Raw genomic sequence first — 20,524 nt, 5'->3', positions numbered from 1 at the left:
GAATAAAGTCAGACTCTGCAAATGCGGAGTCTGACTTTATTCTTAAAAATATTTAAGGAAATTCCAGAACCTTCTTTTTTGCAAATACTCAAAATCTTCTTCATTATCATAAGCTTCACATTCGAAACTAATTTTTCGATACGCTTGCCAAAATTTTCTACAACGAAAATAATGAAAAAGCCACTCTCCTACATACCAAATATAAAATGGTAAAATTAGCAGTTCTAATTGCTGTCTGATATGAATCATTTCATGATTAATCAGCACTTTACTAGGCTTTTTAGAACGCACAATAATAAACGGAAAGAGCGTAATTCCTTGTATTTTTCGGAGTGGAACTCCTTTAATAACAATCATTTTTTCAATTTCTTAAAGCAAAATCATGCTTAATCATCTGCTTTTTACTTCTTTTTGATAACCTCCTTAATCGGTTGACCAACGCAACCATTTGGTTCTAAAATATTCAACATTGCTGCCAAAGTAGCAGAAATATCGGCGATATAAGTTTGTTCAACGGTTTCGCCTTGTTGAACACCCCATCCATACCATAATAAAGGCACGTGGCGGTCATATTGCCACATTGTACCGTGAGTTGTACCTTTCTTATAACCACTATACCAAGCAGGCTCAAATAAAATCATGATATCTCCACTGCGTTTTGGATTATACACATTCTCAATTAATGGTTTATAGTAGGGCGGAATAGTTGCCGAAGCAATATCGTGCATATTCACAACTTGATAAACTGATGAACCCAGAATGAGCATTTTTTCTTTGACTAATTCATAAACTTGAGCCATTGAAACATTCTTCTTTTTCATCAAATCTTTGTCAAGATATAACTGGTAGTTATCTTGAGCTTTAATCCATTTACCTTCACCAAATTTAGCCACCATTTCTCCATTTAGGTAGTTTATTTCTTTCGATAGTTCTACAATACCCGATGGAATTTTATGCTTTTTCAAGAATCCAGCTACATCAGCTACCCCGTGGTCAGCGGTAAGAAATACTGTATAATTACCTTTACCTAAAGTCATATCTAAATTTTTCAATACTTCAGCAATATCGCGGTCAAGACGTAGATAGGTATCTTCTATTTCAATAGAATGAGTACCTGTGGCATGTCCTACATAATCAGGAGTTGAGAAACTTACACAAAGAAAATCTGTTTCTTTACTTTGCCCCATTTTTTCATTTTTAAGCGTAGCCAAAGTCATTTCTTTCGTAAGCGTATTTCCGTAAGCCGAAGTAAGTAATGCAGAAATATTCGCTAAAGAATGAGGGAAAACAGGCGATTTTTCACCCGAGAGAACATTCTCATATTCTTGGTCATCTTCTTCACTTTCAGTGTATTCTTTAATCGGTAAAAGAGTGGTCCACTTTTGAGCAATTAGTTTATCTGGCCACTTCTGAGCATTAAAATCTTGAACCCACTTTGGTAGCTCATTCATATAATAAGTACTCGAAATCCAATTTCCTGACTTCGCATCAAACCAATAAGCCGCATCGGCACTGTGGCCTGCTGGTAAAATACCTCCTCTATCTTTGATTGCAATCCCAATTACTTTAGAGCGAAACTCGGTAGCAATCTTCAACTGGTCGGTGATGGTAGTTGTGTGCATATTTACAGGCGAACGCTTTCCTTCAACGGCAGAAGCCTCTGTTCCAACTGCTTTTACAGTTGTATCCTCGGCTACATATACCGAGCGATTAGCCAGTGGGTCGTACCATTCATTACCAATAATACCATTTACTGCTGGAACCGAGCCTGTGTAAACAGCGGCGTGTCCTGGGCCAGTTATTGTATTAGCATAATGATAATGATTGTTTTTACAGTTGAACCCTTCATTCATTAAACGCTTGAACCCACCTTCAGTATATTTATCGTAGTAGCGATAAAGGTAGTCATAACGCATTTGGTCAACCATGATACCTAATACAAGTTTAGGTTTTTTTGAGGTAGTTGGTGTTTCTTTTTTTTGAGCTGAAGCTCCAAATCCTATTAAAAAAAGTAAAAAGATTAGTCGTTTCATTAGAGATAGGGTTAAAAATAGTTTTTTCAATTATACATTGCAATATGATTTTGGCAAACAAAGCATTTTTAAAACTTTTTATAAAAACCTTATTGATTGCCAAAATTAATTATCTTCAACTAAAATACAGTCAAATACTATATTTAATATTTGTAAAATAATCTTCCTTTATCATAGTCTTCTATGTCATTTTTGAATTACCATCATAACTTTGTACATTTGCAGGGTTATGCGAGATTTTTTTACAGAGTCAAATCAAAAATTACAGTCGTTCAACGATTTTCTGAGTGTACCTCGAAAAATTGTCATTACTACCCATCAAAACCCCGATGCCGACGCACTTGGCTCATCGTTGGGCTTAGCCGCATACCTAAAGAAAAAAGGACACCATCCTACAGTAATCACCCCAACTGATTATCCGGATTTCTTAAGGTGGATGTCGGGTGAAAGTGATGTAATTAATTTTGAGGGAGAACGACACGAAACTGCCAAAAAGCTTATCGCAAATGCAGAAATGATTTTCTGTCTAGACTTTTCGATTCTTAATCGAATCAAAAGTATGGAAGCATTTGTTCGCCAAGCACCTGCAAAAAAAGTTTTAGTTGACCACCACCAACAACCTGAAGCCTTTGCCGATTATGTTTTCTGGAATGAGCGAGCCGCAGCTACTTGTGAGTTAATTTATGAGTTAATTGAAAAACTTGGCGATAAAGAACTGATTGATATTCCAACTGCAGAATGTCTTTATGCGGGTCTTGTGACAGACACGGGGTCGTTCAGATTTGATAGTACTACGCAAGAAGTACACCGAATTGCCGGCGAATTAATTGCTGTCGGCATTCATTCGAATGGCATCCACAGAAGGATTTTTGATAGTAATTCATTCGACCGAATGAAATTTTTAGGATTTGTTTTAGGAGAAAAACTCACTTATCTTCCTGAATACAATGTGGCTTACATGGCTATTTCGAAAGAGGAATTAAGTAGATTTAGCTCAAAAAATGGAGATACTGAAGGAGTAGTGAATTATGGGCTTTCTATCAAAGGTGTAATCATGGCCGCTATTTTTACCGAAAAAGAAGATATGATTCGAATTTCATTGCGTTCGGTAGATGATTTTTCGGTAAGCGAATTAGCTCGTACTCACTTTAATGGAGGCGGTCATAAAAATGCAGCGGGAGGGCGTTCGAGTGAATCACTTGAGAAAACTGTAGAGCAATTTTTAGCCTTACTACCACAATATAAAGAGCAGTTAGTGGGCAATTAAATTTCAAATAAAATAATTTTACAAAGCTTAAATTCAATATTAATATACCAATTTCAATGACAAAATTTTTTAAAACAACATTGAGCGTTGCAGCTGCAACAAGCCTTCTTTTCTCTTGTAATCAATTTAAGGTTACAGAAGACCCAGATGGCTCAAAATACCAAATTCACGAAGCAGGTAAAGGAAAAAAGATTAAAACTGGCGATATGTTAACCTTCGATTTAGTGATTAAGTCTTCTATCGACTCTACTTTCGAAGATACTTACAAGCGTAAACAACCAATCACTATGGTTGCTCAGCCAGGTTTGTATAAGGGTTCATTCGAAAACGCACTTATGCACCTTACAGAAGGAGATAGTGCCACTGTTTTTGTGAATGCCGACTCACTTTTCACACGTATGGGACAAACCATTCCTCCGGGTATCACGAAAGGGTCTGATTTAAAATTCATCGTTAAAATCAAATCTACACAAACTCGTGAAGATTTCCAGAAGGCTCAAAATGAGAAAAAGAACAACGAAGCAAAATTAATGGAAGAATTTGCAAAGAAAAACTTTCCAAATGCAACTAAAACACAATATGGTATCTATCATACCGTTGTTAAAGAAGGTACAGGTGATTTAATCAAAGCAGGACAAGTTGTAACGGTTGATTATACAGGTAAACTAATGAACGGAAAGGTATTTGATAGTTCAGTAGGTAAGCCTGGTCCAAAATTCCAAGTAACAGTAGGTCAAGGAGCAGTGATTCCGGGTTGGGAACAAGCATTATTATTAATGAAGAAAGGCGAAAAAAGCATTATCTTCATCCCTTCGAGTTTAGCTTATGGCGAACAAGGTGGGGGTCCAATCGAACCTTTCAGTTCATTGATTTTTGAAATGGAAATATTAGATGTTAAATAATCACTACGAGCCAAGTTCTAAAAATTTGGCTCGTTATATTTTAAATTAATAGTAAAATAGAGATGAAGAAGATTGCCTTATTATTTGTTTTAGTAGGTTTAGGTTTGTTTGTAAGTTCATGTAGTGGTTTCTTAGAAAATAATATCGAAGCCACCAATAAAAGAGATGCTCAGGCTATATCTGATTATATAAAACAAAAAAATCTTCAGATGCTCAACACCGCTACGGGGGTTTGGTATTCGGTTAATAAACCAACTTTAGGGCGAAATGCACAAGTAGGAGATGAAGTAACTTTTCACTATTTCCTTTATCTACTTGATGGTACTCGTATTGATAGTACTTCAAGATTAAAGAACGAACCAGCAAAAATTACTTTAGGAGCAGCCAATGTAATAGCTGGTTTTCTAGAGGCAATGTCTATTTTAAAAGAAGGTGAACGAGGTACCTTCCTCATTCCTTCGCAGTTAGGATTTGGTTCGCAGGCGAGTGTGACAGTTCCTGCTAATTCAGTACTCAAATTAGATTTAGAGTTAGTAAAACTTCGTTCTGAAGATCAGATCATTGATGATTATGTAGCAGCAGCAAAACTTCCTCTAACTGAAAAAACCTCAACTGGTCTTCGCTTCTTACGCACTCTTGAAGCACCAACGGGTACTCAGCTAAAAGTAGGCTTATCGACAGTTGTAAAATACACGGGCTATTTAGCCTCTACTGGCAAACAATTTGACTCTGGTCAATTAACAGTAGGATTAGGAGATGGAGCAGTAGTAAAAGGTTTTGAAGAAGGATTATTAAAAATGCGGGTGGGCGAAAAAGCTGTGCTCGTATTTCCATCAACCTTAGGTTATGGTGTAAATGGTAGTAATACGACCATTCCGCCTTATGCACCGCTTATTTTTAACGTAGAAATTGTAAGTGCGAAATAACTTAAATTCGTTTTAGAATTTTACATGCAAAACCTCTGAACCTTTCAGAGGTTTTGGTGTTTTTATCAGTAGCATAATTTATCTTTATTAATGGCAAAGCTACCTAAAGAACTCGAAAAGGCAATTTTAGAATTACCCTCAAAAGAAAAAGACAAACTTTTACTCAAACTTATAAGTAAAAATGAGTTATTGAGCGAACAACTTTATTTTCAACTACTTGAAGATGAATCTGATTTAAAATTTAAACGTGAAGAGATAAAAAAACAAATATTGAAGGTATCGAAAATGTATCATGATACACCAGGATGGATGATGATGGATATGCGAGACTTAAGTGGGCGTATCACTCATCATGTAAAAGTAACTAAAGATAAATATGGTGAAATAGAGCTTAATCTTTATTTATTAGATATGTTTTTTGAAAATCAAGCTTCCCATTTGGAAAATTATTCAGGTAAAACTGACTCAATCGCTTTATATATTGCCAAACGAACGGAGTTAATTCTTAAAAAATTACCAAAACTACACGAAGATTATTATGTAGAATTTGAAAAAAGCATGAATCTCTTGCTTGAAAGAGTGCATACTAAGTGCCCAGCTTATTATGCTCGTCAAATGCAATTACCTAAATTCTGGTCATATTAAAAAAAGCTACCATTTAGGTAGCTTTTAATCTAGAAGCCTAAATCAACTTCCAATATATAAAGGTTCAACTCAGTGCATCATTAAAGTTTTATAGCGAAGCGGTTGTATTTATTTTAGGTGCAATAAAATGCTTCCCTTTTTGTGATTTTGCTCGTTCTAATTCATTCTTAAGATAATCGGCAGGAAAAAATCCACGATAACGCCCCACATATTTCGTTTTAGCATCTAACAAAACTAATGTCGGATAAACATCTACCGAAAAACGGTCAGCAATAGCCATTCCATCAAACGAATCAATATCTACCTTATATACCATGTAGTTTGTGTTTAAAAATGACACTAAACTAGGATTCGAAAAAGTTTCATTTTCGAGTTTCTTGCACGGGCCACACCAACTTGCCCAAAAATCAAGTAAAATTGGCTTTTTAAGTTTTTTAGCCTCTCTCAAAAAATCATCATAACTACCCTGATAAAAATCAATTTGATTTTGGGGTACATTTTCTAATGAAGTGTAAGAAGCAAGTGTTACAAGTGTAACTCCCAACAGCAGTGTTAGTTGAAGTCTCATAGCAAAGTTTTTAATTTATAAATAGATGATATACATCACCTTTTTTCTCACAAAAGGCGATATTTCTTGTTAATCAAATATTAAGCCATTTTTTATCTAAGCTAATTTTTACGTTTTGATTGAAGCCTCAACTATTCTTTTTCTTAGTTTATTAACTAGAGTATAAGCAATATAAGCGGTCAAATCATATATTTAACCGCTTTTTAGAGCATTTTGTACTGATGAATACTACTACATGAAATTGTTAGTTGACTATATTTTATGAAAGAAAGTTGATGTTTTTTTTTCAACCTTTCAACAATTTAGCCTAATTTAGTTGTCAACGAATATCTAATTTTTCAAATGAAAATCTCTATCATTGGGGCTGGCAATGTGGCTTGGCACTTAGCAATTACGCTCGAAGACCACCATCATACAATCTGTGAAGTTTTTAGCAGAACCGAAGATAAAGCAGAGAAACTTTGCTCATTACTTTATCGTGCAGAGGCTACTACTGACTTGAATTTTGCCGAGAGCGAAGCAGAATTCTTTATTTTGGCAGTTGCCGATGATGCTTGGGAAGATGTTTGTTCTAAACTTATCCTACCAGAGGATGCTATTTTGGCCCATACTTCAGGCACAAAATCGTTGGAAGATTTACAAAAACTAATGCAAATTCATCATGATTTGCCCGTAAAATGTGCAGTTTTTTATCCGCTCATGACTTTCACGGCTGGAAAAGAACTCAATTTTAAATCAGTTCCACTTTGTTTAGAATCTGATGATGAAGACGTAGAACAAATTTTACTCGAAATCGCTCAAGAAATTAGTCAGCATGTTTATTTTATTGATTCGGCCGAACGAAGAGTCTTACACGTAGCAGCTGTCTTTGCTTGTAATTTTACGAATCATTTACTGGCTTTATCGAAAACAATCACCGATAGTGAAAATCTTGATTTTGACTTATTGAAACCTCTGATATCAGAAACATTCAAAAAAGCACTCAATGCTAATGACCCTGTTGAAGTACAAACTGGGCCAGCCATTAGGCGTGATAAATCAATTATTAATCGCCACCTTGATTACCTACGAGATGATGCTAGATTATTAGAGATTTACGAAGTGTTGACGGAGAGTATTCAGAATACTTAATAAGCATTAAAATGCAAAAAACCTGTAAAGTCAAAACTTCACAGGTTTTTCTTTAAATATGATTTCAGAATTAAATCAAACCTTCATTACGGTTGATACAATCTAAATCTTCGAAAGCTACTTTCAAACGAGCAATCATATTTTCTTCCCCTTTACGTAACCAAACGCGTGGGTCATAGTATTTTTTGTTTGGAGAATCATCTCCTTCTGGATTCCCTAATTGTCCTTGAAGATAAGCTTCTTTATCTTTGTAGTATTTCAAGATACCTTCCCAAGTTGACCATTGTACGTCTGTATCAATATTCATTTTTACAGCACCGTATCTGATTGCCTCTCTGATTTCTTCACGTGTACTACCTGAACCTCCGTGGAATACGAAGTTTACTGGTAATTCACCCGTTCCGAATTTCTCTTGGATATAGTCTTGAGAATTTTTCAAGATAATTGGTGATAATTTTACGTTACCCGGCTTATATACACCGTGAACATTACCAAAAGCAGCTGCGATTGTGAAGTTTGGAGAAATCTTCATCAATTCTTCATAAGCAAAAGCTACTTCTGCTGGTTGTGTATAAAGCTTTGAGCTATCTACATCTGAATTATCTACACCATCTTCTTCACCACCTGTCACACCTAATTCGATTTCAAGCGTCATACCCATTTTAGCCATTCTTTCAAGGTACTTCGCACAAATTTCGATGTTTTCTTCCAATGGCTCTTCAGATAAATCAATCATGTGTGAGCTAAACAATGGCTTTCCGTGTTGAGCAAAGAATTTTTCACCTGCATCTAATAAACCATCAATCCATGGTAATAATTTTTTTGCACAGTGGTCAGTATGAAGAACTACTGGAATACCATACATTTCGGCTAATTGATGCACGTGCATCGCACCTGAAATAGCACCAGCAATTGCTGCTTCTTGATTTTTGTTTGGTAGGCTTTTACCTGCATAAAACGAAGCTCCACCATTTGAGAATTGAATAATAACTGGCGAGTTAACAGCTTTGGCTGCTTCCATTACTCCATTTACAGAGTTTGTTCCAACAACATTTACCGCAGGAAGTGCGTAATCATTTTCGTTGGCGTGACGTAACAAAGCATTCAATGCTTCACCTGTAACTACGCCTGGTTTAATCAAAGATTGACTCATGAGTACCGTTTTTGAATTTTAAAAAGAAATAATGTTATTATAATGATAGATGAAGCCTAATTGATAAAATCTGATGCAAATTAAAGATATTTCGATAAAATATTGCTGTTTTTTTTCTATTATTCTTTTTCTGCCCTACTTTTTACAATTTGTAAAATATTATTTTGAATATCTTTCATTATCCACCTTGCCCACCAACTAGCATAAAAATTGAAAGTTGTTGTTAATTTAAAATGACTATATAGATGTAATCGATAGGTGGTATTATTTAATTTTTCTAATTCATAAGTACCATTTAACACATCAAAATATTCTCCACCAATCACAACGTGTTCATCCATTGTTGCTGATGGTATCTCGTGAGGGTAAGCTTTGATTGAGAATACCATTTTTTTCTTGTCAATATACTCAGAAACTGCTTCGTGAAAAACAAGCCCGTTGGTAAATATTGCTTCTCTGTAAGCTCCAACTCCCTCAAAATTTAATTCTGCCTTTACTGGTCTTGGGAATCCGAGGGTCTGAGTCAATAAACCTTTATCTTGGTCTGCTCTAATTTCTTTCACTCTTGTTACGTTTTTCCAAATCTTACTATCTGGTGCTTGAATATCAATGTAAGTATATGCTTTGTAAGTACCCGGTATTTTACCAATCATATTTTCAACTGGTGCAATGAAGAAAGGCAATAATACAAACAATGAAACATAGAGAGTATTATTCTTTTCTTTTAGCTTATAGTAGCCCCCTATAAGTCCACCAACCGAAGCAACTACCATAAACAAAGGCAATACCATTAGCCAACAAGCCCAGCCCTCAAGAGCAAAAAAGAGAGTGATAACAAAAAATAAAAAAATCGGAATCCAAGGTACCATAATTCTATAAGCCAAATTTTCTACATTCTCTACACTAGAAAGATAGATAGTTAAGGCACCAACAATAAGTGGTAAGCAAAATAAAAAACTCACCGACATTACATCAAATAGCTCTTTCCAAGTGGAAACGCCAAATAATAAACGCAGTAAAATCGCATAAATCGTAGGTAAAAAGACGATTTTTAGAATGGTAATTACTTTCTGCTTGCTCATAAAAAATAGGTTCTATTTCCCATTATACAATGTCTGTATATCAGCTGGTATTTCGGGGTCTTTCAAAATATTTTTCTTTTTGTCTGTCATTCGCCAACGATGCAACCATGAAAAACCATTGGCTGTGATAACTCTTTCGGGGCGAGTATAAACCTCATCTTGTAAGGCGTCTTTTAAAGTAATAAACTCATACCCTCGCTTATGCATAACTTCAGCCAGTTCATCGAAATAATCTGAATTAAGTGCGTTGACATGACACAGAAAAATATGCTTAATTGGCCGTCCGAGTACTTCTTGCGTTAATTTTTCGTAATATTCAAAATAAGCTTCGGTATGTTTAAGATACTTTTGAGCCACATCTTGCATTAATGTTTTATTATTAGCCTTCTGTGCATCCACATAAACTTTATTAAAATACCAATCATCAGCATCAATGGTCACTGGTGCGTTTTGGTATTTATTAGCTTGAAGAAATTGCTGAAATCCGTATTTCTTTAGACTATCAGAACCTGTATGTAAAAATGGAAAACGAAAATAACGCTCTTTTTGACCATATTTCTTACAAAGTTTCCCTGTCACCACTTCACCTTTCAAGGTTTGGGCTTTAAAGTCTTCTAAAGAAAGTTCACTAAACGATTTATGCGAAAAAGTATGATTCCCTAATTCTTGTCCATTTTTCATCCAAGAATCGAGTAAAGCAATACGCTCTTCAACTTCTGCCCAATTTTTATAAAGTTGTTCTTCGTTTACAAACCCAACCGATTGAATTTTATGTTTTTTGAGCTTACTCAAAAGTGTATTAGTAGATTCTTGTGCTTGTTTGAGAGAACGCTCATTGACAAAAGGTAAATCATCAATCGTGATAGCGATTTGTTTTTGTGCATTAGTCGAAAAACTAATGATAAGTAAGAAGATTGGAAGAAATCTCATTTTGTTGGAATTTTAACTATTTCAATGAAGTCTTCGCTTCGAGCGAAGACTTCATTGAAACTTACTTCACAACTGCCTTCATCATCAAATCTGCTACGAATTGATTCCCTGCATCATTCAAATGCACCCGGTCAGTGGTAAGTACGCCCGATTCTTTATTAGAAGTATTATTCTTTAAGTTATAAGCAATAAACTCTTTACGTAAATCAATCAACGGACAATCGAATTTTGAAGCAATGCCACGAATGATATTCGAGTAATAATTCAAATCACCATCTTGTTGATTGCTATTATCGGTTCTTTCGCCAATGGCAGCTGGTGTACAACAAATAACTTTAATTCCTTGTGATTGTAACTTTTTGATGATGGCTACATAGAAGTTACCAAACTTATCGGCATCAGTACCAGTTCCGTGGCTTGACTTATGCCATACATCATTCACCCCGATATAAATCACCACTACATCTGGTTTTTGAGAAAGCACATCATCTTCCATTCGAAGGAATAAATCATATACTTTGTTTCCGCCAATACCAGCTCCAATTAATTGGTATTTATCTTTGATGCCCTGTTTTTCGAGCATTTCTTTCATTTTTGTAATATATCCGCCCGGATTTACACCTGCTTGTGTGATAGAGTCGCCAAAGAAAATAATTTTTGTGGGTTTGTCTTGTTTGAGTGAGAACATGGCCATAGATACCAAGGCAATTAGAAAGGTTTTGATTGAGGTTTTCATTAGAATTAATAGTTGAATATGATTAGGCGAAAGTAAAAAGATATTAGCAGAAAACAAAAAAACAGCGTTGCGGAAAACACCACAACGCTGTCTAAATCCCCTAAACTAAATACTAACTAATTTTTAATTCATTCATTAATCTAATGTACTTCCCTTACTTAACTTCTACCGAGCGATACTCTGAAGGAATTGGTGCGTGGGTTTCTACATTTACTTGTTTTGTTACGGTTTCTTTACCGTTTGAAATCTCGATACGGTACTTACCATCTTTAAGACCCGATAAATCTAATTTTTTAGAAAACTTATTGATGTTTTTACCAACAACTTCGCTGTATACAACCTCATTTTGTTCGTTTTTCACAGAAATATCTAATGCTTTACTATCTTGCTTATCAACCAAAACATTCACTTTCATTGAGTTGATAATTCGATACATTCCTACATTAAAAGAACGTTTAGTTGCGGTTTTACTTTCATCATTTTTTTCGATTGGACTGTTAGCCAAAACTGATGAAAAAGAGAAGATACCTGCTACAAGAGCTACTGCGAAATTTTTAAATTGCGTTTTCATAATTTTGTAATTGATTTAAAATGTTTTTGAATTTTATAGCTTTTTCGATTATAAGATGAGTTGTGTGGCTGCCGCGTTTCAAGTTTTAAGACCATCGGTCAAAATACTTGATAAGTGGTTTTAGTAGCTTAAAGTACCTTTACCTTTTAATACTTCTTTTGTAACAATATGATTACCATTTATTACTTCTACGTAGTATGTACCTACTGGCGTTTCTGAGAAATCAAATCGGAAACTATAAGCCGTTTCATTTTTACTAATTCTCTCTTCAACCAAAACATTTCCTTTTTCATCCATTAACTTTACAGTTGCTGTCTTACCAGCGTCTTTTGTAAGTGTGAGATTCAGTTTCAAAGAGTTCACATGACCTGCTTCATACAAACCTACTTTAAGGTTACTCATTTTATAATTTGCAATTGAGTTGGTTGTGGAAGCTGCTGCTTCATTTTTTTCTGTTTTCTTTTCTTCTGCATTTGCATTGAAGATTACTGAAGTTGCTAATAAAGCGATTGCGAAAGTTGATTGTAACGTTTTCATAATTTTGATTTTTAAAATGTTTTATAAAGTTTTAGCTTTTTCTTTTGTTAAGTGTCATTGTTTTTCTTTGACGATTCAAAGTTATGTGCAAAACTCGGTACTATGTAATACAAACTACTCAAATGGTTATTTTAAAAGGACGAATGGCGATTATGCTTGATGGAGTTTTTGACGCTTGTCACAAAATTTTATTCTGTTTAATTATTAATTTTTTAATACAAACACATAATATTCAGAATATTATTTCGTTCAAACCCTATTTTCCTTGTTTCGCCCCAATTAATCAATGAAAAAGTTGTGCCAATAAATCATGCCTATTTAGTCGACCAACATAACTAATTATCTATCAGTTACTTACAAAAATAAGTTCATTTTAATAAATTACTTATTGGTCGAAAAATTGTCCGATTTCGTACAATCAAACTTCATTTTCGTACAGTATTCGCTGATGATTCACAAAACTTTATTACATTTGAGCGTTAAACAATCAACCTTTAATACTGAGATGAAAAAAATCCAAATCGTGGCTTCTGCATTTGCAGCTGTTATGTTATTCAGTGCAAAATCCTACGCACAGTACTCTTCTACCCCACCTGCGGTTTCGCCAATGCCAATGAAACCAGAAATGACTGAGATTTGGGAACCTGAGGTTGGAGTGGTTACACCCGGAAAAACCAACGCCGATGCTCCATCAGATGCTATTATTCTTTTTGATGGTAAAGATTTGTCTCAATGGGTAAGTGCTAAGGATGGGTCTGCTCCAAAATGGAAGGTAATTGATGGTAGATTTGAAGTAGAACCAGGTACAGGCGATATCAAAACAAAATTAAAATTTGGCGATTGCCAATTACACATTGAGTTTTCGGCACCAGATGAAGTAAAAGGTGTAAGCCAAGGACGTGGCAATAGTGGTGTTTTCTTTCAAGACCGCTACGAACTACAAATTTTAGATTCTTATCAAAACCGCACATATCGTAACGGACAAGCTGGTAGTATTTACAAAGACACCGCTCCACTTGTAAACGCTATGCGTGGCCCACTTGAATGGAATACTTATGATGTAATTTACACAGCTCCACGTTTTAAACCAGATGGCCGTTTAGATTACCCTGCACGCATTACTGTATTACATAATGGTGTATTGGTTCAAAATAATACAACAATTTTGGGTCTTACAAATTATATTGGTTTACACATGTATCCAGAAGCTCATGGAGAAGATGTAATACACCTACAAGACCATGGCAATAAAACTCAATTCAGAAATATCTGGATTAGAAGATTGTAATTGTTTGATAAATAATATTTCTATTGAAACAGCTTCTTCCAAAAAAGAAGCTGTTTCTGTTTTTCTAATTAATTAAAGGTTAATCTTTCAATCTCACCTTTAAAGTTACTTTGCTAAATCACCCCGATTAAAACCTTTAACTAATTACTGCTCATTTACTAAACTTACAGTATTTGCTTTGAAAATATATTTTAATCAACTATACCTTTCACTGATTTCGGAGCTTTAGGAGGCATAGGTTTACTAATTGCTGCCCGAGCATGTGGAGTTGAGGGCGTATGTAAACTTCGTGGCTCTGGAGCAGCTGGAATACCTGAAGCCCTTGGCGTTGAAATACGTGCAGGTGGCGGCGGAGGAGCAGGGTAAGTACCTCCATGATGATAATAATTGCGGCCACCGTGGGTGCTAAAATTTACTTCATCGCCATTTACGTTGATTCTAAAATCTTTTTCTTTTAACCCCTTATAACGACTACCCCAAGTTTTATTAATCCAATCCCATACTTTATCATAAACCACCGCTGATTGAGGCTCAAGGTCTACTAATAATTTATCTCCTTTTAAGCGTAGTTCGAAATCTTTCTTATTTTTGATTAGACCATCTTTATAAAGCATTTCGGATAGAACTTCTAAATCTTTCTTGAAACGTGCCTCTTCTTCTTTTGCTAATTTCTCAAGAATTCTTCCCTTCTCTCCCATTATCTTTCCTAGGGAGTCCATCGGTTTAGCATAGCGTTCCATCAATCTACCCAAACTATCCATTGGAGAACCTAAACGATGCATTCGTTGCTCAAAAGGACGCATTTCTGCTTCTACGCTGTGCATTTGTTGCTCAACTTCTTGCATTTGTTTTTCCAGTACTCGCTCTTGCTTTTCTAATGCTTTGAGCTTTTGCTCTGCTTCAACTGGCATTCTATCAGAATCCATATATTTATTATGGATTTTCTGCATCGCTAAACTCACTTCTTGTATTTGAATAGACAAATCTTGGATTTTACGTTGTGGCACTTGGAATTTACGCTGCACTTGTTGCATAGCTTCGCTTTCTTTTTCCATCTGGCGAGCATATTTTTCATCCATCTGCTTACTCAACACTTCCATTTCGCGACTATACTTTTCCATTTCTTTACTCAATACCTCCATTTCAGCCTCAACTTCCTCAAGTTTAGAGCTATCGGTAGGTATGATTACCCTACCTTCTAACTGAATTTCTTCGCTCTTTTCGACTAATTTATTGATAGATACATTAGCCTTCTTAGCTTTTTCAATCTTCTTTTCTTTTTTAATTTCCTTTTGAGCATAAGTCACTCCAAGAGCTACTACCAAAATCATGATAAATACCGCAGCCCAATTGCCATAACTCATCGGTTTTGCATCGTTGATACCAATAATGCGTTTAATTCTATCCATGAAAGTCTGGCGTTTTGCCCCAAATGCCATAGCCAAATGAGGTTGATGCTGATAACTTGCTACCTGCGTAAGAGCTTTGGCTAAGACTAGGCTATCACCACAGATTTCCACGGCAAAATCATCACAACAATTCTCTCTTTCATCACGTACTTTTCCCGAAATAAACCACGTAGCTGGATGATAAAAGAAGAGAATTTCTATCACATTTTGGAAAATATTAACCAAATAATCATAGCGTTTGATATGGGCTAATTCATGTGCTAAAATGGCTTCTAACTGCTTAATTCCTAATCCAGTAGCCATTCCAATTGGTAAAAGCACTACAGGTCTCAACCAACCAATAGTCATGGGTACAGAAGCTCTGGCAGATTCCAGTAACTTGATTGTACTTGGCATTTGTGTCTTTTCAAGCAAAGTATCCATTAATGCTTGGATAGTAGCATTTACAGGTTTCACTTGCTGAATTTTCATGCCTTGCACATGTGTAAAACCAACTACTAAACGCAATAATAATAGGCTTGTTCCTATGAACCACATCATCACGAAAATATCTAAATTTTGGTGCAAGAAAAGCTCAACTTGTTCAATAAAGCTTAATTTTTGAGGTGTAAATACAAGCCCTGTATTTTTGAGGAAGAAAAGGCTTAATTGTCCTTGATTTGCTAATTCAACTGGAACATTAGGTTCATAAATGGTAAAAAAAGTAATTATCGCCGCTAAGAATTGTACACATAATGCTCCAATACCAAGTCTATAACGAGTAGTAGATGGTTTGAAAAAATAGTAAAGAATACCAAATACCAGCAAAATGGCAAATCCCTGCCAAATTGAGTGAATGAGCGTCCAGCCCAAAGCCGAACTTGTGTTGTAATCAATAATTTCTGTTAGCTTTTTCATAATTTTTGTTTTTCATAATTTGTATTTTGTAATAGACTTAGTTACCCAAATTTTGTTCTTTTTGGGCGATGAGTTTCTTAATCTCGTCGAGCTCGTCAAGGCTTACTTCTTGGTGGCCAAGTGCTTGCATAACCAATTTCATGGCAGAACCTCTGAAAGTAGCGTCAACAAATTTATCGAGTAAAAGTTGTTGAGTTTCTTCTTCGCCGATAGCTGCTTCGTAGAGATGATAACGCCCTTCTTCGGTTCGGTTTACGATGTGCTTATCGTGCATAATTTGCATCAATTTGAGCGTTGTCGTATAACCTACTTCTCTAGTTTTAGAGAGTTCATCATTTACTTGCCTAACCGTGCCTTTGCCCAATTGCCACAAAATCTGCAAAATCTCCAACTCAGATTCGGTGGGTTTTATTAGTGCTGAATTTTCCATCTTTTATTATTTACGAATAATTTCGTAGCAAATATAATACGAAAACATTCGTACTTCCAAATCTTATTACGAAATAATTCGTAGAAAGGCGTTAAAAAATGTTAAAATGATAAAAATTATAATTTACTTAAAGAATAGAAGGCTGATTTTCAAGTAAAAAACTATCTTTGACTATTCATCTTCAACCCTTAAGCTAAATTATGCCCCCTAAACTGAATGCAATAATAGCTCGAAGTCCCTTTAACTTAACTCTTTTTGCTTCGATAACTGCTTTTTTTACCTATTTATGCTTCTATCCTTTTAGGCGAGCCTACACCGCCGCAACTTACGATGAACTCATTTTTTGGGGAATAAATTTTAAAATTCTAATTATCACAGCACAAGTTTTAGGATTTGCCGTATCAAAGGGTTTGGGGATAAAATATGTTTCGGAAATGTTGCCCGAACATCGCTCTCGAAATTTACTCATCATGATAGCCCTATCATGGGTTTGTTATTTATTTTTTGCTCTTACACCTGCTCCATTCAATTTGGTATTTATCTTTTTGGCAAGCCTACCACTGGGGATGGTCTATGGAACAATTTTAGGTTTTTTAGAAGGCCGCAGAAATACCGATTTATTGGTAGCTGTACTTACGGCATCATTTATCATGGGCTCAGGTTTTGCAAAAAGTATTGGAAAATGGGTAATGACTACACTCCAAGTAAGTCAGTTTTGGATGCCCTTTGTTGCTTGTGCCATTATGATTATACCTTTTGGCATTTGTACGTGGCTTATGGGACAAATTCCCCCTCCAACTGAAGCTGATAAACAAAATCGAACTGAACGCAAACCCATGCAAAAAGCCGACCGTAAGGCATTTATAGCAGAGTTTGCTTTGAGTTTGGGTATCTTTGTTATTTCCTATGTATTGCTCACTACCTTTCGTGAATTCAGAGATAACTTTACTCCAGAAATTTGGAAACTACTGGGATATGGCAATAATTCAGCTATTTTTACACAAACAGAGACACCAATTGCAATTACAGTATTGCTCATGATGGCCGCCATGCGTTGGGTACATAATAACTACAAAGCTTTCATTATTATTCAGATTTTAATGTTGGCAGGTGGTCTATTAATAGGTATTAGTACGTTTCTTTTTGAGCAACATTTCCTTTCTCCAGTTGCTTGGCTCACTACGCTCGGTTTAGGAGTTTATATGGCCTATGCCATGTGTAATAGTTTATATTTCGAGCGAATGATTGCTGCTTTCAAAAAGTCGGGAACTGTGGGCTTCTTGATTACTTTTGCCGATTATTATGCTTATTTAGGAAGTATTTTAGTACTATTTTATAAGAATTTCTTTCAAAAAAGTATCAATTACCTCGATTTTTTTATTATTCTTTCTTATGGTATTTCTATCATTTATGTAATACTCGTAGGGCTTTCAATGTGGAATTTAAGTGTTAAGAAAAGAAGTGAATCGTAAAATCACAAAGAATCAATTATTGAAACAAAAACACAAATATTATGGGATTATTTGATTTGTTTAAAAAGAAAAATACAACATCAGAACCACAATCACAACCAACATTCTCGCCAAATGAGCAACAGATGCAATTCGTAAGCTTATTTTACGAAAACCAACCAAGCGTTAGTAAAGAAGATATTTTGGCGGAATTGAATAAGAGGTTTTCTACGGTCAAATCATCAGAAAATGAGAAAAGCTTATCGTTCTATTTTCCAGAATACACAGTTAATTTTGAGGAAGGTGAAGTTCCTGCACAAGGAAATATCATGATATCAGAGGGAGCTATTAATTTTGAGCGATTTACCAGTACACTACGTCAGGCATGGGATTGGGAAGAAGCAGAAGAAAGTCTGAGAAAATGTACTGTTGAAATCAACCTTTTTGATTTTATGTCGAGAGGCCTAAACTATCAAAAAAGACTTGAATATTTTCAAAAATTTGTTTTATCGGTGGTAAATGCCACTCAACCAACAGCCATTTATTTTAGAAATAGTGATAAACTAATCAATCCAGGGGCATTCCTTGATTTGTGCGAAGGTGAACAAGGAGCATTTTTATATGGTTCAATGAATGTTCGAATGTATAATGTTTCAGATGGTGATGGCGGTTTCTTAATGGATACCGTTGGTTTACATGCCTTCGGTCTACCTGATTTTGAATGTAGATTCAAGAATTATCAACCCAACGATATTGCTCAAGTTTTACACAATATAGCATATTACACATTCGATGCTGGTGACATATTTAGAAGTAACTCAACCGTGCAAGGAATTGGAGAAAATCCAGTATGGAAAACTAATCGAACAGAGGCAAAGGTAAAGCCCGAAAGAATGTTAATTGAGTTAATACCAAACTAAACATAGCAACTAATTAAAAAATGGAGTTTTCAAAGATTTTTAGAAAAACTCGTTTTATTAATAATTTGCTTTCTCAACTCTTTTTTCCAAACCTCTTTTTTAGTACACCTTCTAGTTTTATTTTCTATTCACTTAAACGATAAAAGATGAGAATATTTTCTAAAACAAATCATTAGTTTAGGCTAAAAAACAATAAATTATCATTTTAACTACAATCAAAACATGACAGAAAAATATTACTTGTTTGTTATACTCGCTCTCATTTCCGAAATCATCGGAACTGTGTCAGGTTTTGGATCTTCAATTTTGTTTGTGCCTATTGCTTCTCTATTTTTTGATTTCAAAACTGTTTTAGGCATCACCGCAGTATTTCATGTTTTCAGCAATCTTTCAAAAATTGCCATATTCAGAAGAGGAATCAACAAAGATATTGCTTTAAAATTAGGCATCCCAGCGGTTATTTTCGTAATTATTGGTGCTTGGCTCACTACCTTTATACCAACCAAACCATTAGAATTATTCATGAATATTGCATTGGTAATTTTATCTTTGTATCTCATGTATAACTTCAATAAAACCATCCAACAAACTGATACTAATCTTTATATTGGGGGTGTGGCTTCTGGGCTTTTAGCCGGTCTTTTGGGCACTGGCGGAGCAATTAGAGGAATTACCTTGGCGGCTTTTCAATTACCCAAAGACATCTTTATAGCTACTTCTGCATTGATTGATTTAGGTGTAGATAGTAGCAGAGCATTTGTATATGTAAGCAATGGTTATTTCAAGAAAGAATTTTTATTATTGATACCCTTTTTGATTGGTATCAGTATTTTGGGAAGTTATTTAGGTAAAGTCATTTTAAAATACACCTCCGAAACCGCCTTTCGTTATATCGTATTAGCCATTATTATTCTTACGTCTGTTTTTCAAACAATTAAATATTTTACGACCTAATTCCCGCACAATGACGCAAAAGAAAAGTGTTTTTGTAATTGTAGGAAGTGCTATTGCCAATTCTTCTAATCATCAATTAGTAAAATATTTACAAGAAATCAGTAAAGATGCTTTCCATTTCTTGCCTCTAATTGATTTAAAAACACTTCCACACTTTGACCCCATACTCTCTCTCGTCGGCTGAAAATCCACCCATTGAAATACAAAATTTTCGGCAATATATTCAGCAAGCAGATGCCGTGATTATCTGTACGCCGGAGTATATTTTTAGTATTCCGAGTTGCTTAAAAAATGCACTTGAATGGTCTGTTTCTACTACTATTTTCTCTGAGAAACCAACTGTATTAATGACAGCCTCAGCAGATGGACAAAAAGGGCACGCTGAATTGATACTCATTATGCAAACCCTCTCTGCAAAATTCGATTTAAGTACCACTTTACTAATTTCAGGAATCAAAGGGAAATTTAATAATGAAGGAGAAATCATTGATTCTATTCTCAAACAGAATTTAGCTGAGCTAATGAACAACCTAGCCGAAATTGTCGCTAAATAAATATTACATTTCCAGTTGTTTCAACCCAACTAAATCAAATTATCCACTTTACATTCTACATTATTCATTAAAAAAATATTTGTCAATTTGACATGTATTGATTTTTATCTACTAATTTTATCATCTATCTATTCTCTATT

The 20,524-nt window shown here is 35.0% G+C and carries 22 protein-coding genes; 11 read left to right on the top strand and 11 right to left on the bottom strand.

What is annotated here, in order from left to right; translation table 11 throughout:
* Positions 1-42: 42 nt before the first annotated feature.
* Positions 43-357: a hypothetical protein gene (locus tag EMTOL_RS12230; protein WP_015029604.1), complete on the bottom strand. Its 315-nt coding sequence runs from the start codon at positions 355-357 to the stop codon at positions 43-45.
* 44 nt (positions 358-401) lie between these two features.
* Complete coding sequence (pafA, locus tag EMTOL_RS12225; RefSeq protein ID WP_015029603.1) at positions 402-2,033, bottom strand: alkaline phosphatase PafA; 1,632 nt, start codon at positions 2,031-2,033, stop codon at positions 402-404.
* Between the two features lie 229 nt (positions 2,034-2,262).
* Between pafA and EMTOL_RS12220 the strand changes: the two genes are divergently transcribed.
* The 4 genes from EMTOL_RS12220 (at position 2,263) to EMTOL_RS12205 (ending at position 5,773) form a co-directional block, all read left to right on the top strand.
* Positions 2,263-3,300: a DHH family phosphoesterase gene (locus EMTOL_RS12220; RefSeq protein WP_015029602.1), complete on the top strand. Its 1,038-nt coding sequence runs from the start codon at positions 2,263-2,265 to the stop codon at positions 3,298-3,300.
* Between the two features lie 56 nt (positions 3,301-3,356).
* The gene (locus EMTOL_RS12215) at positions 3,357-4,202 is read left to right on the top strand and encodes an FKBP-type peptidyl-prolyl cis-trans isomerase (protein WP_015029601.1); all 846 of its coding nucleotides are present in this window, start codon (positions 3,357-3,359) and stop codon (positions 4,200-4,202) included.
* A 62-nt stretch (positions 4,203-4,264) separates the two neighbouring features.
* The gene (locus EMTOL_RS12210) at positions 4,265-5,128 is read left to right on the top strand and encodes an FKBP-type peptidyl-prolyl cis-trans isomerase (RefSeq protein WP_015029600.1); all 864 of its coding nucleotides are present in this window, start codon (positions 4,265-4,267) and stop codon (positions 5,126-5,128) included.
* A 90-nt stretch (positions 5,129-5,218) separates the two neighbouring features.
* Positions 5,219-5,773 (top strand): hypothetical protein, encoded by a 555-nt coding sequence (locus tag EMTOL_RS12205; protein WP_015029599.1) that lies wholly within the window; start codon positions 5,219-5,221, stop codon positions 5,771-5,773.
* An 88-nt stretch (positions 5,774-5,861) separates the two neighbouring features.
* Here the strand turns inward: EMTOL_RS12205 and EMTOL_RS12200 are convergent, their stop codons facing one another.
* Positions 5,862-6,341 (bottom strand): thioredoxin family protein, encoded by a 480-nt coding sequence (locus tag EMTOL_RS12200; RefSeq protein WP_015029598.1) that lies wholly within the window; start codon positions 6,339-6,341, stop codon positions 5,862-5,864.
* 342 nt (positions 6,342-6,683) lie between these two features.
* Between EMTOL_RS12200 and EMTOL_RS12195 the strand changes: the two genes are divergently transcribed.
* On the top strand, positions 6,684-7,472 hold the full coding sequence (locus tag EMTOL_RS12195) for a Rossmann-like and DUF2520 domain-containing protein (RefSeq protein WP_015029597.1): 789 nt from the start codon (positions 6,684-6,686) through the stop codon (positions 7,470-7,472).
* 70 nt (positions 7,473-7,542) lie between these two features.
* On the opposite strand, the gene fbaA is transcribed toward EMTOL_RS12195, so the two are convergent.
* The 6 genes from fbaA to EMTOL_RS12165 form a co-directional block, all read right to left on the bottom strand.
* On the bottom strand, positions 7,543-8,625 hold the full coding sequence (fbaA, locus tag EMTOL_RS12190) for a class II fructose-bisphosphate aldolase (protein ID WP_015029596.1): 1,083 nt from the start codon (positions 8,623-8,625) through the stop codon (positions 7,543-7,545).
* 119 nt (positions 8,626-8,744) lie between these two features.
* Positions 8,745-9,707, bottom strand: a complete 963-nt coding sequence (locus tag EMTOL_RS12185) for a hypothetical protein (protein WP_015029595.1) — start codon at positions 9,705-9,707, stop codon at positions 8,745-8,747.
* Positions 9,708-9,719: 12 nt separating this feature from the next.
* The gene (locus EMTOL_RS12180; RefSeq protein ID WP_015029594.1) at positions 9,720-10,637 is read right to left on the bottom strand and encodes a polysaccharide deacetylase family protein; all 918 of its coding nucleotides are present in this window, start codon (positions 10,635-10,637) and stop codon (positions 9,720-9,722) included.
* A 61-nt stretch (positions 10,638-10,698) separates the two neighbouring features.
* The gene (locus tag EMTOL_RS12175) at positions 10,699-11,373 is read right to left on the bottom strand and encodes an SGNH/GDSL hydrolase family protein (RefSeq protein ID WP_015029593.1); all 675 of its coding nucleotides are present in this window, start codon (positions 11,371-11,373) and stop codon (positions 10,699-10,701) included.
* A 154-nt stretch (positions 11,374-11,527) separates the two neighbouring features.
* The gene (locus tag EMTOL_RS12170; RefSeq protein ID WP_015029592.1) at positions 11,528-11,944 is read right to left on the bottom strand and encodes a T9SS type A sorting domain-containing protein; all 417 of its coding nucleotides are present in this window, start codon (positions 11,942-11,944) and stop codon (positions 11,528-11,530) included.
* Between the two features lie 120 nt (positions 11,945-12,064).
* Entirely contained in the window at positions 12,065-12,481 is a 417-nt protein-coding gene (locus EMTOL_RS12165; RefSeq protein ID WP_015029591.1) for a T9SS type A sorting domain-containing protein, read from the bottom strand.
* 505 nt (positions 12,482-12,986) lie between these two features.
* Between EMTOL_RS12165 and EMTOL_RS12155 the strand changes: the two genes are divergently transcribed.
* On the top strand, positions 12,987-13,769 hold the full coding sequence (locus EMTOL_RS12155) for a 3-keto-disaccharide hydrolase (protein ID WP_041694100.1): 783 nt from the start codon (positions 12,987-12,989) through the stop codon (positions 13,767-13,769).
* Positions 13,770-13,960: 191 nt separating this feature from the next.
* Here the strand turns inward: EMTOL_RS12155 and EMTOL_RS12150 are convergent, their stop codons facing one another.
* A complete protein-coding gene (locus EMTOL_RS12150; RefSeq protein WP_015029588.1) occupies positions 13,961-16,075 on the bottom strand; it encodes a M56 family metallopeptidase in 2,115 nt (704 codons plus the stop codon).
* A gap of 37 nt (positions 16,076-16,112) precedes the next feature.
* The gene (locus EMTOL_RS12145; RefSeq protein ID WP_015029587.1) at positions 16,113-16,505 is read right to left on the bottom strand and encodes a BlaI/MecI/CopY family transcriptional regulator; all 393 of its coding nucleotides are present in this window, start codon (positions 16,503-16,505) and stop codon (positions 16,113-16,115) included.
* Positions 16,506-16,705: 200 nt separating this feature from the next.
* On the opposite strand from EMTOL_RS12145, the gene EMTOL_RS12140 reads away from it, so the two are divergent.
* The 5 genes from EMTOL_RS12140 (at position 16,706) to EMTOL_RS12125 (ending at position 20,384) form a co-directional block, all read left to right on the top strand.
* Positions 16,706-17,977: a DUF5690 family protein gene (locus tag EMTOL_RS12140; RefSeq protein ID WP_015029586.1), complete on the top strand. Its 1,272-nt coding sequence runs from the start codon at positions 16,706-16,708 to the stop codon at positions 17,975-17,977.
* Between the two features lie 41 nt (positions 17,978-18,018).
* Complete coding sequence (locus tag EMTOL_RS12135) at positions 18,019-18,876, top strand: DUF4261 domain-containing protein (RefSeq protein WP_015029585.1); 858 nt, start codon at positions 18,019-18,021, stop codon at positions 18,874-18,876.
* Between the two features lie 222 nt (positions 18,877-19,098).
* Complete coding sequence (locus EMTOL_RS12130) at positions 19,099-19,830, top strand: sulfite exporter TauE/SafE family protein (RefSeq protein WP_015029584.1); 732 nt, start codon at positions 19,099-19,101, stop codon at positions 19,828-19,830.
* A gap of 10 nt (positions 19,831-19,840) precedes the next feature.
* Positions 19,841-20,014: a hypothetical protein gene (locus EMTOL_RS22435; RefSeq protein ID WP_305953227.1), complete on the top strand. Its 174-nt coding sequence runs from the start codon at positions 19,841-19,843 to the stop codon at positions 20,012-20,014.
* Entirely contained in the window at positions 19,986-20,384 is a 399-nt protein-coding gene (locus tag EMTOL_RS12125; protein WP_305953226.1) for an NADPH-dependent FMN reductase, read from the top strand. Before EMTOL_RS22435 ends, EMTOL_RS12125 begins: the two co-directional genes overlap by 29 nt.
* Positions 20,385-20,524 lie beyond the last annotated feature (140 nt).

The sequence above is a fragment of the Emticicia oligotrophica DSM 17448 genome (genome assembly GCF_000263195.1).
GTDB classification, from domain to species: domain Bacteria; phylum Bacteroidota; class Bacteroidia; order Cytophagales; family Spirosomataceae; genus Emticicia; species Emticicia oligotrophica.
Note: the sequence above shows the minus strand (reverse complement) of the source record. Positions and strands in the feature narration are given on the sequence as shown.

Coding starts and splice junctions, on each gene's coding strand:
- EMTOL_RS12230 (WP_015029604.1), bottom strand. CDS start 357: ATGATTGTTATTAAAGGAGTTCCACTCCGAAAAATACAAGGAATTACG.
- pafA (WP_015029603.1), bottom strand. CDS start 2,033: ATGAAACGACTAATCTTTTTACTTTTTTTAATAGGATTTGGAGCTTCA.
- EMTOL_RS12220 (WP_015029602.1), top strand. CDS start 2,263: ATGCGAGATTTTTTTACAGAGTCAAATCAAAAATTACAGTCGTTCAAC.
- EMTOL_RS12215 (WP_015029601.1), top strand. CDS start 3,357: ATGACAAAATTTTTTAAAACAACATTGAGCGTTGCAGCTGCAACAAGC.
- EMTOL_RS12210 (WP_015029600.1), top strand. CDS start 4,265: ATGAAGAAGATTGCCTTATTATTTGTTTTAGTAGGTTTAGGTTTGTTT.
- EMTOL_RS12205 (WP_015029599.1), top strand. CDS start 5,219: ATGGCAAAGCTACCTAAAGAACTCGAAAAGGCAATTTTAGAATTACCC.
- EMTOL_RS12200 (WP_015029598.1), bottom strand. CDS start 6,341: ATGAGACTTCAACTAACACTGCTGTTGGGAGTTACACTTGTAACACTT.
- EMTOL_RS12195 (WP_015029597.1), top strand. CDS start 6,684: ATGAAAATCTCTATCATTGGGGCTGGCAATGTGGCTTGGCACTTAGCA.
- fbaA (WP_015029596.1), bottom strand. CDS start 8,625: ATGAGTCAATCTTTGATTAAACCAGGCGTAGTTACAGGTGAAGCATTG.
- EMTOL_RS12185 (WP_015029595.1), bottom strand. CDS start 9,707: ATGAGCAAGCAGAAAGTAATTACCATTCTAAAAATCGTCTTTTTACCT.
- EMTOL_RS12180 (WP_015029594.1), bottom strand. CDS start 10,637: ATGAGATTTCTTCCAATCTTCTTACTTATCATTAGTTTTTCGACTAAT.
- EMTOL_RS12175 (WP_015029593.1), bottom strand. CDS start 11,373: ATGAAAACCTCAATCAAAACCTTTCTAATTGCCTTGGTATCTATGGCC.
- EMTOL_RS12170 (WP_015029592.1), bottom strand. CDS start 11,944: ATGAAAACGCAATTTAAAAATTTCGCAGTAGCTCTTGTAGCAGGTATC.
- EMTOL_RS12165 (WP_015029591.1), bottom strand. CDS start 12,481: ATGAAAACGTTACAATCAACTTTCGCAATCGCTTTATTAGCAACTTCA.
- EMTOL_RS12155 (WP_041694100.1), top strand. CDS start 12,987: ATGAAAAAAATCCAAATCGTGGCTTCTGCATTTGCAGCTGTTATGTTA.
- EMTOL_RS12150 (WP_015029588.1), bottom strand. CDS start 16,075: ATGAAAAAGCTAACAGAAATTATTGATTACAACACAAGTTCGGCTTTG.
- EMTOL_RS12145 (WP_015029587.1), bottom strand. CDS start 16,505: ATGGAAAATTCAGCACTAATAAAACCCACCGAATCTGAGTTGGAGATT.
- EMTOL_RS12140 (WP_015029586.1), top strand. CDS start 16,706: ATGCCCCCTAAACTGAATGCAATAATAGCTCGAAGTCCCTTTAACTTA.
- EMTOL_RS12135 (WP_015029585.1), top strand. CDS start 18,019: ATGGGATTATTTGATTTGTTTAAAAAGAAAAATACAACATCAGAACCA.
- EMTOL_RS12130 (WP_015029584.1), top strand. CDS start 19,099: ATGACAGAAAAATATTACTTGTTTGTTATACTCGCTCTCATTTCCGAA.
- EMTOL_RS22435 (WP_305953227.1), top strand. CDS start 19,841: ATGACGCAAAAGAAAAGTGTTTTTGTAATTGTAGGAAGTGCTATTGCC.